The sequence below is a fragment of the Pseudomonas sp. BIGb0381 genome (assembly GCF_024809815.1).
Classification (GTDB): Bacteria; Pseudomonadota; Gammaproteobacteria; order Pseudomonadales; family Pseudomonadaceae; genus Aquipseudomonas.
Window position 1 is genome coordinate 935,824 of sequence record NZ_JANUEN010000001.1, and the last position, 15,822, is coordinate 951,645.

The 15,822-nt window shown below is 62.9% G+C and carries 13 protein-coding genes and 1 pseudogene; 6 read left to right on the forward strand and 8 right to left on the reverse strand.

All coding sequences use genetic code 11. The annotated features are described in order from the left end of the window. Positions 1–47: 47 nt before the first annotated feature. The 3 genes from M2397_RS04435 to M2397_RS04445 all read right to left on the reverse strand — a co-directional run bounded on the left by M2397_RS04435 (position 48) and on the right by M2397_RS04445 (position 4,536). Positions 48–1,235, reverse strand: a complete 1,188-nt coding sequence (locus M2397_RS04435) for a cyanate transporter (RefSeq protein WP_259242352.1) — start codon at positions 1,233–1,235, stop codon at positions 48–50. 236 nt (positions 1,236–1,471) lie between these two features. Then, the gene (locus tag M2397_RS04440) at positions 1,472–2,914 is read right to left on the reverse strand and encodes an aldehyde dehydrogenase family protein (RefSeq protein WP_259242353.1); all 1,443 of its coding nucleotides are present in this window, start codon (positions 2,912–2,914) and stop codon (positions 1,472–1,474) included. Continuing rightward, positions 2,911–4,536 (reverse strand): 5-guanidino-2-oxopentanoate decarboxylase, encoded by a 1,626-nt coding sequence (locus M2397_RS04445; protein WP_259242354.1) that lies wholly within the window; start codon positions 4,534–4,536, stop codon positions 2,911–2,913. The genes M2397_RS04440 and M2397_RS04445 overlap by 4 nt, the downstream gene beginning before the upstream one ends. A gap of 111 nt (positions 4,537–4,647) precedes the next feature. On the opposite strand from M2397_RS04445, the gene M2397_RS04450 reads away from it, so the two are divergent. Further along, the gene (locus M2397_RS04450; RefSeq protein ID WP_131698902.1) at positions 4,648–5,520 is read left to right on the forward strand and encodes a LysR substrate-binding domain-containing protein; all 873 of its coding nucleotides are present in this window, start codon (positions 4,648–4,650) and stop codon (positions 5,518–5,520) included. 123 nt (positions 5,521–5,643) lie between these two features. On the opposite strand, the gene M2397_RS04455 is transcribed toward M2397_RS04450, so the two are convergent. Both M2397_RS04455 and M2397_RS04460 read right to left on the reverse strand, forming a co-directional pair. Continuing rightward, positions 5,644–6,258 carry an NAD(P)-dependent oxidoreductase gene (locus M2397_RS04455; RefSeq protein ID WP_145334884.1) on the reverse strand — a complete coding sequence of 205 codons (615 nt, stop codon included), beginning with the start codon at positions 6,256–6,258 and terminating at the stop codon, positions 5,644–5,646. Between the two features lie 34 nt (positions 6,259–6,292). Beyond that, on the reverse strand, positions 6,293–7,156 hold the full coding sequence (locus M2397_RS04460; RefSeq protein ID WP_259242355.1) for an MBL fold metallo-hydrolase: 864 nt from the start codon (positions 7,154–7,156) through the stop codon (positions 6,293–6,295). Between the two features lie 107 nt (positions 7,157–7,263). On the opposite strand from M2397_RS04460, the gene M2397_RS04465 reads away from it, so the two are divergent. Together M2397_RS04465 and M2397_RS04470 are read left to right on the forward strand one after the other, a co-directional pair. Beyond that, positions 7,264–8,169 (forward strand): LysR family transcriptional regulator, encoded by a 906-nt coding sequence (locus M2397_RS04465; RefSeq protein WP_167656096.1) that lies wholly within the window; start codon positions 7,264–7,266, stop codon positions 8,167–8,169. Positions 8,170–8,269: 100 nt separating this feature from the next. After that, on the forward strand, positions 8,270–8,446 hold the full coding sequence (locus M2397_RS04470; RefSeq protein WP_167656097.1) for a hypothetical protein: 177 nt from the start codon (positions 8,270–8,272) through the stop codon (positions 8,444–8,446). Here the strand turns inward: M2397_RS04470 and M2397_RS04475 are convergent. After that, complete coding sequence (locus M2397_RS04475) at positions 8,439–9,317, reverse strand: helix-turn-helix domain-containing protein (RefSeq protein ID WP_131698906.1); 879 nt, start codon at positions 9,315–9,317, stop codon at positions 8,439–8,441. The two genes, M2397_RS04470 and M2397_RS04475, sit on opposite strands and share 8 nt — an antisense overlap. 189 nt (positions 9,318–9,506) lie before the next feature. Here M2397_RS04475 and pobA point away from each other — a divergent pair, with 189 nt between their 5' ends. Continuing rightward, positions 9,507–10,691 (forward strand): 4-hydroxybenzoate 3-monooxygenase, encoded by a 1,185-nt coding sequence (pobA, locus tag M2397_RS04480; RefSeq protein ID WP_178116724.1) that lies wholly within the window; start codon positions 9,507–9,509, stop codon positions 10,689–10,691. Between the two features lie 66 nt (positions 10,692–10,757). Then, positions 10,758–12,274: pseudogene (locus M2397_RS04485) on the forward strand (MDR family MFS transporter). Positions 12,275–12,344: 70 nt separating this feature from the next. On the opposite strand, the gene M2397_RS04490 reads toward M2397_RS04485, so the two are convergent. Beyond that, a complete protein-coding gene (locus tag M2397_RS04490) occupies positions 12,345–13,181 on the reverse strand; it encodes a cache domain-containing protein (protein ID WP_145334877.1) in 837 nt (278 codons plus the stop codon). Between the two features lie 50 nt (positions 13,182–13,231). Beyond that, entirely contained in the window at positions 13,232–14,005 is a 774-nt protein-coding gene (locus M2397_RS04495; RefSeq protein WP_145334875.1) for a transporter substrate-binding domain-containing protein, read from the reverse strand. 346 nt (positions 14,006–14,351) lie between these two features. Between M2397_RS04495 and M2397_RS04500 the strand changes: the two genes are divergently transcribed. Beyond that, positions 14,352–15,722, forward strand: coding sequence for a glutamine synthetase family protein (locus tag M2397_RS04500; protein ID WP_259242356.1), 1,371 nt, complete (start codon positions 14,352–14,354; stop codon positions 15,720–15,722). Positions 15,723–15,822 lie beyond the last annotated feature (100 nt).

Here is a 15,822-nt window from a genome sequence, read left to right on the forward strand (position 1 = left end):
GGTGTTTCTATGTTTGGTGTGGGACAAATACTGTTTGCAACACGACGTCAGCGAATATGTTCTGCGTAATGCTTTGGGTTGAAGCGTGTGACGATCAACAGCATCACCACGATCACCGCCGTCAGCGACCACCAGGCCCATTCGAAGCTGCCCAGTTGGTCGCGGATCATCCCGGCGATCAGCGGCGACAGGCCAGCAATCAGGTAGCCGATGCCCTGCACGAATGCGGTAAGGCCCCCCGCGCGACGCGGGTTGTCGAGGTGGTCGAGGGACAGGATCAGGCTCATCGGGAACAGCCCGCCGATACCCAGGCCGAGCAGGCATGGCCATAGCAAGCTGAGGTGCTGCGGGCTGAGGATCAAGCCGCAGAACCCGAGGATGATCAGCACCAGCAACACCGCCACCACCCCGCGTTTATCCCGGCGACGGTTGGCGATGGCCGGCGTGACCAGGCCGGACACCACCTCCATCGCGGTCAGAAAACCCAGCAACAACCCGGCATTCTGTTCGCTCCAGCCTTGCTCCACGTAGTACGGCGCCAGCCACGCCAGTACGCAGGTGTAGGACGCTGTACCGAGGCCGAAAAAGATCGCCAGCAACCAGGCGCGGCCGTTGCCGAAAAACGCTTCCTGAGGGCCGGCGGCGGGGTGGGGCAGCGGTGGCAATACCGAGCGCTGGGCGTACCAGAACACCAGGGCCAGCAGCGCCAGAAACGCCCAGATCGCCAGCCCGATGCGCCAGCTGCCGGTCTGCACCTGCACGAAGGGGGAGAACGCTGCCGCCAGCGCCGCGCCGCCCATGATGGCGGTGACGTAGAGGCCCATGAACAACGACACGTTGTCGCTGAACCGCGACTTGATCAGGGCCGGCATCAGCGCCTGGATCATGGCGATACCCACACCGGCCGCAATCGCGCTGACGATCAATTCCATGGCCGAATCCAGGAACAATCGCGACAACGTCGCCGCGCCAATCACCAGCAGTGACAGCACAATGCTGCGGTGCTCGCCAAAACGCTTGGCCAGGCCCATGCCAAAGAACATCGCCAGGCCCATGGCCATGACCGGCAACATGGTCAGCAACGCCGCGCTGCTGAAACTCAGCGGCACCTCGCCGCGAATCGACGACAACAACGGCCCCACGGCGGCCATCGACGGCCGCAGGTTAAGGGCGACCAGCACGACGCTGATCATCAGCCACACGGCGGTGGTGGGTTTTGCCTGAACGTTTTCCATGGGCCTGCCTTGAATGAACAAGGGCGAATCAGGCCACGCCTGGGGGAGGGGGGCAAATGAGAAAGTCGCAGGTGCTATCTAAAAATTGCAGTTAACTGAAACACCGCAAATCAAAATGTGAGAGGGGGCTTGCTCCCGATAGCGGTGTGTCAGTCAAAGATGCTCCAACTGAATCAGCGCTATCGGGAGCAAGCCCCCTCCCACATTGGTCCACATTCCACAGGGAGGCTGCACCGTCAGATAGACCGGATCACATGCTTGATCTCCTGAAACGCCGCCAGCCCCCACGGGCCCAGCTCACGGCCGATACTGCTCTGCTTGTAACCACCCCATGCGGTCTGCGGGAAGATCACCTGCGGTGCGTTGATCCACACCAACCCGGCCTGCAAGGCATTCGCCACGCGCTCGGTGGTCTCGACGCTGCGGCTGATCACGCTGGCCACCAGGCCGAACTCGCTGTCGTTGGCCAGGGCAATGGCCTCTTGCTCAGTGGCAAAAGGTCGTACACACAGCACCGGGCCGAAGATTTCTTCGTTCCACAATGCACTGTCCAATGGCACGTCGGTAAACACCGTCGGGCGAATGAAGTAGCCCTTCGCCAGGTTCGCCGGGCGTTCACCGCCACACAACAATCGCGCCCCAGCCTCGACGCCCCGTTGGATATGCCCCAGCACTCGCTGATACTGCACGCGGTTGATCAGCGCGCCCATCTCCACGTCGTCGGCAAACGGGTCGGCGACGCGAATCCCTTCAACCCGTGCCTGCAAGCGCTGCAGGAATTCATCCGCCAGGTTGTCGGCCACCAGCACGCGGCTGGTGGCGGAACACATTTGCCCGGCGTTGAAAAAACCACCGCCACACGCCAGCTCCACCGCCAGGTCGAGGTCGGCATCGGCGAGTACCAGCAGCGAAGATTTACCGCCCAACTCCAGACTCACGCCCTTGATGGTTTCCGCTGCGCGTTGCATCACCTGTACGCCCACGGCGTTGCTGCCGGTGAAGGAAATCTTCGCCACGCGACGGTCTGCCGCCAGCGGTGCGCCAACGGCCAAGCCGGTGCCGCACACCAAGTTGAACACCCCCGCCGGGCAGCCCGCGTCAGCGATGATTTGCGCCAACTGTAACTCCGCCAGCGGCGTGACTTCCGACGGTTTGAGCACCACGCAGCAACCGGCAGCGAGGGCCGGGGCGAGTTTCCACGCGGTGGTGACCATCGGGAAATTCCACGGCACGATCAGCCCCACCACGCCGCACGGCTCACGGCGCAGGCGCGCGCTGAAGTCATCGCTGGGCAGCGCCACCGGGAGGTCCTGGCCGGCGTCCATGGCGTCGGCGATGCCGGCGTAGTATTCGAACGTGGCGATCACGTCGTCCACATCGATGCCGGCTTCAAACAGTGGCTTGCCGTTGTTGCTCGACTGCACGTGCATCAGCTGTTCGCGCTGCGCGCTGACGCCTTGGGCAATTTTGCGCAGCAGGCTGGCGCGATCACGGCCGGTACTTTTAGACCAATCGACAAAGGCCACGCTGGCCGCATCGACGGCTTGGGTCACGGCCTGCGCATCGCCGACGCTGATGCGCGCCAGCGTCGCCTCGGTGGCCGGGTTGATCACCTCCAGCACTTCATGGCCTGCGCGCCATGTGCCGTCGATATACACACCGTTCAATACTGCGCTCATACCGCTACCTCCTGCATCCATAGGTTCTGGTCGATCTCAATCAGCGTCGGCCCCTGGCGATCAGCGGCGGCGTGCAAGGCGCTGCGTAGCTGTGCAACGCTGTGAGCGCTGTCGGCAGCACTGCCGAGGGCCTTGGCCACGCCGATAAAGTCCGGGGTGTAGATGTCCACGCCGACCGGTTCGATGGCGCGGTTGAGCATGTATTTCTTGATCTCTTCATACCCCTGGTTATTCCACAGCAGCACGATGATCGGCGTGCGCGCTTCCACCGCGCTGGCCAGTTCCGGCAGGGTGAATTGCAGCCCGCCGTCGCCGATCAAACACACCACCGGCTGCCCATCGCCACGGCCCAACCAAGCGCCGATGGCGGCGGGCAGGGCGTAGCCCAAGGTGCCGTAGCCGGTGGAGGAATTGAACCAGCGGCGCGGATGGTCGAGGTTCAGGGTCAGGTTGCCGCTGTACACCGGTTGGGTCGAATCGCCCACCAGCACGGCGCCCGGCAGAGCCTCCAGCACCGTATTGAGGAACAGGGTTTGCGCGCGGGTGGCGGCGTCCCAGGTGGGGGCCAGTTCGGCCCACAACCGGGCGACGCGCTGAGCGCCCCAGTCGGTGCGGCGAGGGCCAAGCGGCGTGCGGTTCAATTCCGTCAGCAAGGCATCTGCGGCGATCTGCGCATCGGCCACCAGTGCGAGGTGCGGCGGGTAGTTGCGCACGGTCTGGTCGGGGTCGATATCGATGCGCAGCAGCGCGCCGGGTATCTCGAAGCCACCGGCGAAGGTCACGTCGTAGTCGGTCTCGGCTAGCTCGGTGCCGATGGCCAGCACCACATCGGCCTCGGCCACCAGCGCGTGGGTAGCGACCAGGGACTGGGTCGAGCCGATCAGCAGCGGATGATTGGACGGCAGCATGCCCTTGGCGTTGATAGTCAGGGCCACCGGCGCGCCGAGGGTTTCGGCCAGACGGGTCACTTCGGCGGCCGCCTCAATCGCGCCGCCACCGGCCAGGATCAGCGGGCGTTTGGCGGCGGCGAGCAACTGGCTCATCTGCTTGACCGCCGACGGTGCCGCACCGGCACGGGCGACGCTGACCGGTTGACTGCCGAGCAGTGCATCGGCGTTTTCCACCAGCACATCCAACGGAATCTCGATATGCACCGGGCGCGGTCTGCCGGCCTGGAACAACGCAAACGCCCGCGCCAGCACGGCAGGCAACTCCGCTGCCGACATCAATGTATGGGAGAACGCCGCCACGCCGGCGATCATCGCGCCCTGGTTCGGCAACTCATGCAGCTTGCCGCGCCCACCGCCCAACTGGCTGCGCGATTGCACGCTGGAAATCACCAGCATCGGGATCGAGTCGGCATAGGCCTGGCCCATGGCCGTGGTGATATTGGTCATGCCCGGGCCGGTGATGATGAAACACACGCCCGGCTTGCCACTCGTGCGCGCGTAGCCGTCGGCCATAAAACCGGCGCCCTGTTCGTGGCGCGGGGTGACGTGGCGGATGCTCGAGCGGGCCAGGCCGCGATACAGCTCTACGGTGTGCACGCCGGGGATACCAAACACCTGGTCCACGCCGTAGCTTTCCAGGAGGTTGACCAATACTTCGCCGCAGGTCGCCATAGGTGTCGCTCTTGTTATGGATTCGTGGCGGTATTGGAACGGCTGGCCCGTAGCGGCAACAATCGATAAAAAGTCATACTAGCCATGTCCTCACGTCATGGCTGCGCCCTTATGAAACGCCTCCCGCCACTGCCCGCGTTGCATACCTTCTGGGTCACGGCCCAGTGCTGCAACTTCACCCGCGCCGCCGAGCAACTGCACATCACCCAAGGCGCGGTGAGCCGGCAGATCGCCGGGCTGGAGAGCCATTTGGGCTACGCGTTGTTCCAGCGCCAGGCACGGGGGTTGAGCCTGACCGAAGAAGGTCGCGAGTGGTCGCAACGGGTGCAGCAGGTGTTCGGCCTGCTCGGTGACGCGGTGGAGCAGATCGGCAATCGTCGCCATACCCTGCAAATCAAGGCGTCCACCTGTGTGATGCGCTGGTTGTTGCCGCGCTTGATGCAGTGGCAAAAGGAACGCCCGGATGTGCCGGTGGAACTCACCACCACCGTGGCCTACAGCGTGGATTTTCGTCGCGAGCAATTCGATGCGGCGGTGATCTACGCGCCCATCGCCGAGCAGTCGGCCGAGGCGCGGCACTTGTTCGACGAACAACTCACCCCGGTCTGCGCACCGGCGCTGCTTGCCGGTTTGCACACCCCGGCGGACCTGCAGCAACAGGTGCTGCTGCACCCCACGCGGGACGAGCGCGATTGGGCGCGGTGGCTCAAGGCGGCGGATACGCGGTTGAGCAACTTGAGCCAGGGGCATCATTTCGAGACGTTGGATTTGGCGATGAACGTGGCCTCCCAGGGCTCCGGGGTGGCGATGGGCGACAGTGCGTTGATGGGCGAGGACCTGAAGGCGGGGCGGTTGGTGATGCCGTTTGAACTGCGGGTGCCGACGGGGAAGGGGTATTACCTGGTGTATCCGCCGGGGACGGTGCCGTCGGCAGGGCTTGAAGCGCTGATGGATTGGCTAGTGAGCCAGGCACAACAGTCGTAGGCGCTGAAGATCCAAATGTGGGAGGGGGCTTGCTCCCGATAGCGGTGTGTCAGCCAAAGAGGCTCCAACTGAACCACCGCTATCGGGAGCAAGCCCCCTCCCACATTTCTTGACCGCGTTGGGTCAGTAGCCGACGGTAAAGCGCTGGCGCGAGTGCTTCGGTGCTTCCACTTCGTCGATCATGGCGATGGCGTAGTCGGCAAAGCTGATCGAGCTGGTACCGTCACTGCTCACCAGCAAGTCATCCTGGCCCAGGCGGAATTTACCGGTGCGCTCGGTGCCATCGAACAAGGCCGATGGCGACAGGAACGTCCAATCCAAGTCCTTTTCCTGGCGCAGCACATCGAGAAACGCGGCCCCTGCACTGGCTTCGGTTTTGTATTCAGCCGGGAAGCCCTCGCTGTCGATCACACGTCCGCCACCCGGCAGCAGCAACGAACCGGCGCCGCCCACCACCAGCAGGCGTTTCACCCCGGCTTTTTTCACCGGGCCGATCACGGCGCTGGCGGGCAGGGTGGCGAAATGTGCCGCACTGATCACCACATCGCTGCCGCTGATGGCTTGTTCCAGGGCATTGGCATCCAGTGCATCAACCTGCTTGACGGTGACGCCGGGGCGTACAGCCAGCTTGTCGGTGTTACGCGCGATAGCCACCACGCTATGCCCACGACGCAGTGCTTCTTCCAGCAATTGGCTGCCGGCACGGCCGGTGGCCCCAATGATTGCGATCTTGCTCATGACGTTCTCCAGTACGGTTAGGGTTTAAAGCCATTCACCACTTCATTTCGCCCTTGGCGACTTTGGCGCTCAGTTCCAGCGAGCTTTCGTCGGCGAGGGAGGGGTAACGTTTTTTCATGGCCGCGATCAGGGCGGCGGCGTCCTTGGCCTTGGCGGTTTCTACGTCGAAGGCCTTGATGTAATCGGCAGTAAAGGCCACGGATTTCGGCGATGGCGTGCCCAGGTAGTGGCCCGGAATCACTGTGCGTGGCTGCAGCTGTTCGATGCGTTGCAGGGTCGCAAGCCAGTCTTTATGGGATTGCGCGCTTTGGGTGTCGGCCATCCACAGGTGAATGTTTTGCGCGACCACCACGCCCCCGACCACGGCCTTGATCGACGGGATCCACACGAAGCTGCGGTCCGGTTGCGGGCCGTCCAGGCCGATCACCTCCAATTGCTGCCCTTCAAGGGCCAGGCTGTGGCCTTGCAGCGCTTGGGGCACGAGGGTTTTGCCCGGTTTGTCGGCACCCATTTTCGGGCCCCAGAACTCAAGTTTGCCGGCCACGGTGGCATTGATATGGTCGACCACCGGTTGCGGCGCCAGCACCTTGGCGTCGGGGAACGCGGCTGTCAGGGTGTCGAGGCCGAAGTAGTAATCCGGGTCGCCGTGGCTGATGTAGATGGTGGTCAGGTGTTTGCCGCTGGCGCGAATCTTCTGCACCAGTTGCTCGGCCTGGCCCTTGCCGAATTGCGCATCCACCAGGATCGCGTCTTTGGCGCCGCTGACCAGCACCGAGCTGACCGGGAAGATTGCCGCCTCGCCTGGGTTGTAGACATCAAGGGTCAGGTCGGCCGCCGCTGCATGGCCGGCAAACGCCACGGCAGCGGTGAAGGTCAAGCGCTTGAGGGTTGAGAACATCGGGCAGCTCCAGCAGTCGATTCAAAGGATGCACAGAGCTTAGTTGCACTAAACCGAACTAAAAATGCGATGCTGGGACATAGTTTGTTTCTGAAATCGGGCAAATCATGGATCGTCTTCAAGCAATGCGCGTATTTGTCACGGTGGTGGACCTGGGCAGCCAGTCCGCTGCTGCCGACCATTTGGACCTGTCGCGCCCGGTGGTGTCGCGTTACCTGGCCGAGTTGGAAGACTGGGTCGGCGCGCGCCTGTTGCACCGCACCACACGCAAGCTCAGCCTTACGGCGGCCGGTGGCGAAACCTTGCCACGGTGTCGGCAACTTCTGGAATTGTGCGGTGATATGCAGGCCGCCGTCAGTGAGCCCGATAATGCGCCCCGTGGCCTGTTGCGCCTGAGTGTCAGCACCTCGTTCGGCCAGGCGCAATTGGCCGAGGCCATCGCCGAGTACGTCAAGCGCTACCCCTTGGTGACCATTGACCTGCAAATGCTCGACCGCACGGTGAACCTGGTGGATGAGCGCATCGACCTGGCCATCCGTACCAGTAACGACCTGGACCCGAACCTGATCGCCCGGCGCCTGACGGTCTGTCGCTCGGTGGTGTGCGCAACCCCGGCGTACCTGTTGGAGCACCCGGCGCCGCAGAAAGTCGAAGACCTGGCCCGGCACAACTGCCTGACCCACTCGTACTTCGGCAAAAGCCTGTGGCATTTCGAAGAGCACGGCGAGCACGTGTCGGTGCCGGTGCACGGCAATATCACCGCTAACGAAGCCAGTACGTTGTTACGCGTGGCGCTGGCTGGGGGCGGGGTGGCGATGTTGCCCAGCTACCAGGCCGGCGAGCACATCCGCCGTGGTGAACTGGTACGTCTGCTGCCCGAGGCCGAACCCCGGCAGATGAACATCTACGCGGTCTATGCATCGCGCAAGCACATGCCTTCGGCGCTGCGCAGCCTGCTGGATTTCCTGGTGGTGAGGTTCCCCGAGGAGCCGTTGTGGGATATTGGTCTCTAAGGCGACATAACCCTGTTGAATGTCGTCCAATAATGGCAACTCGCCCTGCTTGGCCTATGCTTTAAACAGCACCCTGTAGATCCGTTCAGAGGTCTGTGCCATGAGCATCAAAACCAGAAAATACCTGATGATTTTCACCCTCTGCGCCCTGGCCAGCGCACTGTACGGAACTGCCGCCTACCGCGTGGAACAGACCCGTATGCAGCCGACCTTTGCGATCAGCTGTCATCAGGATCATTGCGTTCCCCATACCGGTAGTTTCAGTGCACTCAGGTAAGCGGCTGTTCGGCTTTGAGTTGCTCGCGAAACGCCTTGGGTGAGAACCCGACACGTCGGCGGAACAGCCGAGAGAAGTTGGTCGGGTCGGAAAAACCCAGTACTTCCGACATTTCGTTGATGGTCATGCTGGTGTAGGTCAGCAGGCGCTTGGCTTCGAGTAATTGGCGGTCATGCATGATCTGCAAGGCGGGCTGCCCGCCCAGTTCCCGACACGTCCCATTCAGGTGTGAGACCGAGATACCCAGCTTGTGGGCCAGATCCTCAATCTTCGGGTGTTCCCGATAGTGCTGTTCAACCAATTGCGTAAAGCGCCGGAAGTACTCGCGGCCCCTTGGCGCGCGCGGGTGGCGGCGCTGGATGGCCTGGCGGCTGATCCACACCAGCAGCACACTGACCAGCGCGTGCATCAACATGTCCCGGGCCGGTTGGTCGTCGGCGTATTCGTCCTGCAGGCGGGCGAACTGGCTGTTGAGGTAGTCACTGTCCTGGCCCGCCGGGTAGCTGCCCAGGGTCTGCAAACCGCCTGCCGTTGCGCCCAGTTGGGCTTGCAAGTGGCTGACCAGCGGAGCCGCGAGGGTGACCACATAGCCTTCGACATCTTCGGCAAAGCGAAACCCATGCACGCACAACGGCGGCAAGACCTGCAGTGTGGCTTCGTTGAGCGTGGTGCGCTGACCTTCGATTTCTAACTCGGCCTGGCCTTTGTGCACATACAGCAGCTGGCACAGATCCGCGTGCCGGTGGGGCTGGATTTCCCACTGGTATTCCCGACTGCGGCGGGAAATGGTTTCGCAGTGCAACAAATCGGGGGTCGGCCATTGCTGGCTTTCTCCGTAAAGCTTGAAGACCGGAATCGCGGTGTTGGTCATGGTTTCAATCCGATACTCAGGACAGTGGTGCGGTAATCGCCCGAATTGGCAAAAAGCGCAGGTTTTATCGCAGTTTTCACCTTCTTATACTGCGCACTCAAGTGAAAACTGTCAGCTACCAGATCAATGACAACTCTTTCACTCGATCCGTTCGTGTGGAATTTGCGGGCGATAAAAATAATGAAAACGCTGAAAACCCAAGTCGCCATCATCGGCGCCGGTCCCTCCGGGCTGTTGCTTGGCCAACTGTTGCACAACGCCGGTATCCAGACCCTCATCCTGGAGCGCCAGAGTGCCGACTACGTGCAAGGCCGCATCCGCGCCGGGGTGCTGGAACAGGGCATGGTCAACCTGCTGCGCGAGGCGGGCGTCAGCGAGCGGATGGATGCCGAAGGCCTGGTGCATGATGGCTTCGAGCTGGCGCTGGACGGTCAACTGACCCACATCGATTTGAAGGCGCTGACGGGCGGCCAGTCCGTGATGGTCTACGGCCAGACCGAAGTCACCCGCGACCTGATGGCCGCCCGCGCCGCCGCTGGCGCCACCACCCTGTATGAAGCGCGCGACGTGCAGCCCCATGATCTTAAAAGTGATCGACCCTGGCTGACGTTCGAGCATCAGGGCGAAGCGTTTCGCCTGGAGTGCGACTACATCGCCGGCTGTGATGGGTTCCACGGTGTGGCGCGCCAGTCGATCCCGGCTGAATCGCTGAAGGTGTTCGAGCGGGTCTACCCCTTCGGCTGGCTGGGCATCCTCGCCGACACCCCGCCGGTGCACGCGGAACTGGTGTACGCCAAGCACGACCGAGGCTTTGCGCTGTGCAGCATGCGTTCACCGACGCGCAGCCGCTATTACCTGCAAGTACCGGCCGAGGAGCCGGTGGGCGAATGGTCGGACGAACGCTTCTGGGCGGAACTGAAAACCCGCCTGCCCAACGCCTTGGCTGAACAGCTGGTCACCGGCCCATCCATCGAAAAAAGCATCGCGCCACTGCGCAGTTTTGTGGTGGAACCGATGCAGTACGGGCGCCTGTTCCTGCTCGGCGATGCGGCCCATATCGTGCCACCCACCGGGGCCAAGGGCTTGAACCTGGCGGCCAGCGACGTGAGCACGTTGTTCCGGATTTTGCTCAAGGTGTATGGCGAGGGACGGGTGGACTTGCTGGAACGTTATTCCGCCATCTGCCTGCGTCGGGTGTGGAAGGCCGAGCGGTTTTCGTGGTGGATGACCTCGATGTTGCATCAATTCCCTGAGTCCGACGGATTCAGCCAGCGTATCGCCCAGAGCGAGCTGGAGTACTTCATTCACTCCGAAGCCGGACGCAAGACCATTGCGGAAAATTACGTCGGACTTCCTTACGAGCCTATCGAATAGCCTGCTATCGTATCGAGCATTCCCGCGGGCCGCCTTTTCCCGCGGGCCCTGCTCGAAGGTTCTGCCGTGACTCAGCTCAATCAGCCCGCGCCACCGCTTCCCGCGGTGCGCAGTATTCTCGCCTCGTTGATGATGGCGATCTTCCTCGGTGCCCTGGACCAAACCATCGTCGCCGTGTCCATGCCCGCCATCTCCGCGCAATTCCACGACGTCAACCTGCTGGCCTGGGTGATCTCCGGCTATATGGTGGCGATGACGGTGGCGGTGCCGATCTACGGCAAGCTCGGCGACCTCTACGGGCGGCGGCCGATGATGCTGATCGGCATGGGCCTGTTCACCGTGGCATCGTTGTTCTGCGGCATGGCCCAGAGCATGGAACAACTGGTGCTGGCGCGGGTGCTGCAGGGCATTGGCGCGGGGGGATGATCTCGGTGAGCCAGGCGATCATCGGCGACATCATTCCGCCCCGTGAGCGCGGGCGCTATCAGGGCTATTTCAGCAGCATGTACGCAGTGGCCAGCGTGGCCGGGCCGGTGTTGGGCGGCTACATGACCGAGTACTTATCCTGGCGTTGGGTGTTCCTGATCAACCTGCCGTTGGGGGCGGGTGCCTGGTACGTGGCCCATCGCACCCTGGTGGGGCTGCCGGCGCCGCAACGCAAGCCGGTCATCGATTACCTCGGCACCGTGCTGATGATCATCGGCCTCACGGCCTTGCTATTGGGCATCACCGAAATCGGCCAGGGCCATCATTGGCGTGACCGCCAGGTGCTGGGGTTGTTGGCCTGTGCGCTGGTGGCATTGACCCTGTTTGTCTGGCACGAGCGCCGCGCCCGCGAGCCCTTGCTGCCGATGCACCTGTTTGCCAACCGCAGTGCGGTGCTGTGCTGGTGCACGATTTTCTTCACCAGCTTCCAGGCGATTTCCCTGACGGTGCTGATGCCCCTGCGCTTTCAAACAGTGACCGGAGGTGGTGCCGACAGCGCGGCCTTGCATTTGCTGCCCCTGGCGATCGGCCTGCCCATCGGCGCCTATTGCGCCGGGCGCATGACCTCGGTGACCGGGCGCTACAAACCGATGATCCTCAGCGGCGCGCTGTTGAGCCCGCTGGCGATCCTGGGCATGGCCTACAGTGCGCCCCAGGACGTGCTGCTGACCGGCGTGTTCATGTTGCTGTGCGGCATCGCCGCGGGCATGCAGTTCCCCACCTCCCTGGTGGGGTCGCAAAACTCTGTAGATCAACGGGACATCGGCGTCGCCACCAGCACCACCAACCTGTTCCGCTCCCTTGGCGGCGCGGTGGGGGTGGCGTGCATGTCGGCGTTGCTGCTGGCGCTGTTGCAGGACTCCAGCTTCGCCCACCTGGCCAGCGGTGCGCTGGTGGCGGAGGGCAGTTCCGGCAACGTGCTGCTCGATGGCCTGAACGCCGCGCCAGGCCCGACGCAGGATGCCCTACGCGGGGAATTGGGGGGGACGTTCCGGCATTTGCTGCTGGTGAGTGCGGGGGTGTCGCTGTTGGGGTTGGCGGCGGCGATCGCGATGCCCAATCGCATGCTGCGCGGGCGTGAAGACAAAATCCGCTGACTGACACAATAGAGACCTAGTGTGGGAGGGGGCTTGCCCCCTCCCACAGTTGAATGCATTCCAGTTCAGATCAAGGGCTGTAGTAACCCACCGCAACCATGAAATGCCCGACCTTGCGCACATAAGCGTGTTTGTTCTCGACCTTGCCCGTCACCGGGTTTTTCCAGCGGTACTTGTATTCCCCCTGGTCCTGCTCGGCCATCAGCTTGAGGATCGGCTCGCCCACCGGCTTGCCGTCCGGGTCCTTGATCTTGCTGAAGTCGGTGTTGATCAGCCGCAGGTTGGTGCCGTGGGCCACGTAGCGTCGGGTGTTCAGGTCCACCACAAACACATAGAGGTCATCCTGCAGGAAGCCGCCCTGCAATGAGTTGATGGCCTTGAGCGTGCCGGCTTCATCCTTCACCAGCGCGTTCACCGCATTGTTGCGCAGGGCGCGGGCCTGTTCGGGTGTGGCGCGCGGCAGGTAGTAACCCACGGCCAGGATGCGCTCGCCGACGCGCTGGTAAAACACATGCTTGTGCTCGACCTTGCCGTCGTTCCAGTTCTGCCAACGGTAGTCGGCCTGCTGGATACCCTGGCTTTCCGGCACCTTAAGCGCGTCCTTGAATGACTGGCGCAAGTCCGGTCCCAGCACTTCGGACACATCGCGACCGATCAAGGCGGAGGAGGGGCCGCCACTGGCCAGCAGCACGCCCTGGGTGTCGACCACGAACACATAGCGGTCGTGATCGATGAACTCGCCCTGGCGGCTGAACGCCGCGAAGGCCTTGTCACCGTTGGTCTGGTAGTAGGCCAGGGCTTTTCCCAGCAAGGCCTTGGCGGCCTGGGCGTCCTCACCCGGCGTGTCGGCGTGCACCTGGCTGAAACACAACAGCAGCAGCCAGGTGGCGCGGAGCAGTCCCTTCATGTCCCGTCCCTCGTTCTTATTGATGTGACCACAGCGTAGACGGCTCTGGCTCAGGGCGCCGCCAACCATTGGTTGACGATGCCGTCGTAGACGCCGGTGGCTACGCTCAGGTGCAACCACTGGTCGACATAGCTCTTCCACGCCACATCATCGCGGGGCAGCAAAAAGGCTTTTTCGCTGTACTGCATCTGCCGCTCCGGGTTGACCGCACACAGCCCCGGCTTGAGTTTCTGCTGGTACCGCGCCTCGCTGGCGTCGGTGATCATCACGTCAGCCTTGCCGGCCAGCAGTTCGTCGAAGATGGTCACGTTGTCGTGCAGGCGGATCTGCGCCTGGCCCAGGTGGGCGCGGGCAAAGATTTCGTTGGTGCCGCCCGCCGGTTCGATCACGCGCACCTGGGGCTGGTTGATCTGCTCCACGGTCTGGTAGCGCTTGACGTCGGCGCAACGCACCAGCGGGATCTTGCCGTCGACCCCGAGGGACTGGCTGAAGAAGGCTTTTTTCTGGCGCTCCAGGGACACCGAAATACCGCCCACGGCGATGTCGCAGCGCTGGGCGAGGAAGTCCGGCATCAGGGTTTTCCAGGTGGTGGGCACCCACTGGATTCTGGCATTAAGGCTCTTGGCCAGGGACTCGGCCATGGCAATGTCGATGCCTTCATAGCTGCCATCGGCGCGCAACGAGGTGTAGGGCTTGTAGTCGCCGGTGGTGCAGACGCTGAGGGTGCCGCGCTCAAGCACCTGGTCGAGGCGCGAGGGCGCGGTGTCGGCCAGGGCGGATGTGGCCAGGCTTGCCAGTACGCACAGGGTTATCGTTGTTTTCATGCGATCGAGTCCTTGGGGCATGCTCGGGGGCGGTCATTATTTCCAGCAAGGGCCAAGGTAGCAAGGTGTGGCGAATGTTTAGCCAACTTGCAACCAAACTCCGCCAACCCTGAATTTAAACACCTATGCGGGCGTGTGACGCTGGGCGCATCTCTATTGTTGTGATCCACCTATGGACGGCTCCCCCGACACTCACCCTGCGACATTGCCGTCCGAACTCGCCTTCTGGGCCCTGTTCCACTGCCGCCACGCGCGCCCGCCAGATTCCTTTCTCCTACGCTGATTTACCCCATGGATGACGCACGCTTGTGCGCGCCTGCCTGAAACAAACGTAAGAGAACCCCCCATGAGTGTTTTTGCCGGCCTGCACGAAGCCCACGCCTTCCTTGAACAGCATTCGGACATCGAGATTTTCGAGTTGTTTATCCTCGATAACAACGGCGTGCCGCGCGGCAAGTTGCTGCACCGCGACGAATTGCTGGCGGTATATGAAAGCGGGCGGCCGCTGCCGAGCACTATCCTGGGCCTGACCATCAATGGCGACGATGTGGAAAATTCCGGGCTGGTGTGGGAGGTGGGTGATATCGACTGCCGCGCCTACCCGATCAGCGGCAGTTTGCAGCGCATGCCGTGGCGGCTGATCCCGACCGCTGCGGTGCAGGTCAGCATGCACCCCACTGAGGGCCTGCCCGCCACCGTGGCCGACCCCCGGCATTTGCTGGCCAAGGTAATCGAAGGCCTGAACGCCGACGGTTATTACCCGGTAATGGCGGCGGAGCTGGAGTTCTACCTGCTCGACCAGAAGCCCGACAGCAATGGCCGCCCGCAACCAGCACGGGATGTGGACGGCGGTCGCCCGCGCGCGACCCAGGTCTACGGCCTGCGTGAGCTGGAGCAGATCGAGCCGTTCCTCGCCGACCTTTACAGTGCCTGCAAACTGCAAGGCATTCCGGCGCGCACGGCGATCTCCGAATACGCCCCGGGCCAGGTGGAGATCACCCTGGAACACCGCGCCGACGCCCTGCAAGCCATGGACGAAGCGGTGCGCTACAAGCGCCTGGTCAAGGGCGTGGCGCACAAACACGGCATGGCCGCGTGCTTCATGGCCAAGCCATTCGACGACCTGGCGGGCACCGGCATGCATATGCACGTCAGCCTGGCCGACGCCGAGGGCAACAACCTGTTCGCCAGTGAGGCCGCCGACGGCACGCCACTGCTGCGCCACGCAGTGGGAGGCATGCTCAGTACTTTGCTCGATTCACTGCTGATGTTCTGCCCCAACGCCAACTCCTATCGCCGTTTCCAAACCAACAGCTATGCGCCGCTGGCCGCCACCTGGGGCGTGGACAACCGCACCGTCAGCCTGCGGGTGCCGGGCGGTCCGGCCCACACCCGGCATATCGAGCACCGCATCTGCGGCGCCGACGCCAACCCTTACCTGGCAGCTGCCGCGATCCTTGCGGGCATCCATCGTGGCATTCGCGACCAACGCGATCCCGGCGCCCCGGTGGAAGGCAACGGCTACGCCCAGGCCAAGGAATTGCTGCCCAACGATTGGCTCACCACCCTGCGCGCGCTGGAAGCTTCCAGCTGGGCGCGGGAGGCGTTCGGCAGTGAATTCCTGGGCGTGTACCTGGCGGTGAAACGGGCTGAATACCGCCAGTTCATGGGCGAGGTGGGCGAGCAGGATTGGCGTTGGTATCTGCACCAGGCGTGATGGCTGTTACGGTTGTGAGGGCTTCGACCTTTTTTTCACGTTGCAGTGGTTAAGCTGCGAATCAAGGTCGTTCACTACCGTTTCAGTCACATGAGCCTGC

Excerpts from the sequence above, each read along its gene's own strand:
- M2397_RS04435 (WP_259242352.1), bottom strand. The coding sequence starts at position 1,235 with ATGGAAAACGTTCAGGCAAAACCCACCACCGCCGTGTGGCTGATGATC.
- M2397_RS04440 (WP_259242353.1), bottom strand. The coding sequence starts at position 2,914 with ATGAGCGCAGTATTGAACGGTGTGTATATCGACGGCACATGGCGCGCA.
- M2397_RS04445 (WP_259242354.1), bottom strand. The coding sequence starts at position 4,536 with ATGGCGACCTGCGGCGAAGTATTGGTCAACCTCCTGGAAAGCTACGGC.
- M2397_RS04450 (WP_131698902.1), top strand. The coding sequence starts at position 4,648 with ATGAAACGCCTCCCGCCACTGCCCGCGTTGCATACCTTCTGGGTCACG.
- M2397_RS04455 (WP_145334884.1), bottom strand. The coding sequence starts at position 6,258 with ATGAGCAAGATCGCAATCATTGGGGCCACCGGCCGTGCCGGCAGCCAA.
- M2397_RS04460 (WP_259242355.1), bottom strand. The coding sequence starts at position 7,156 with ATGTTCTCAACCCTCAAGCGCTTGACCTTCACCGCTGCCGTGGCGTTT.
- M2397_RS04465 (WP_167656096.1), top strand. The coding sequence starts at position 7,264 with ATGGATCGTCTTCAAGCAATGCGCGTATTTGTCACGGTGGTGGACCTG.
- M2397_RS04470 (WP_167656097.1), top strand. The coding sequence starts at position 8,270 with ATGAGCATCAAAACCAGAAAATACCTGATGATTTTCACCCTCTGCGCC.
- M2397_RS04475 (WP_131698906.1), bottom strand. The coding sequence starts at position 9,317 with ATGACCAACACCGCGATTCCGGTCTTCAAGCTTTACGGAGAAAGCCAG.
- M2397_RS04490 (WP_145334877.1), bottom strand. The coding sequence starts at position 13,181 with ATGAAGGGACTGCTCCGCGCCACCTGGCTGCTGCTGTTGTGTTTCAGC.
- M2397_RS04495 (WP_145334875.1), bottom strand. The coding sequence starts at position 14,005 with ATGAAAACAACGATAACCCTGTGCGTACTGGCAAGCCTGGCCACATCC.
- M2397_RS04500 (WP_259242356.1), top strand. The coding sequence starts at position 14,352 with ATGAGTGTTTTTGCCGGCCTGCACGAAGCCCACGCCTTCCTTGAACAG.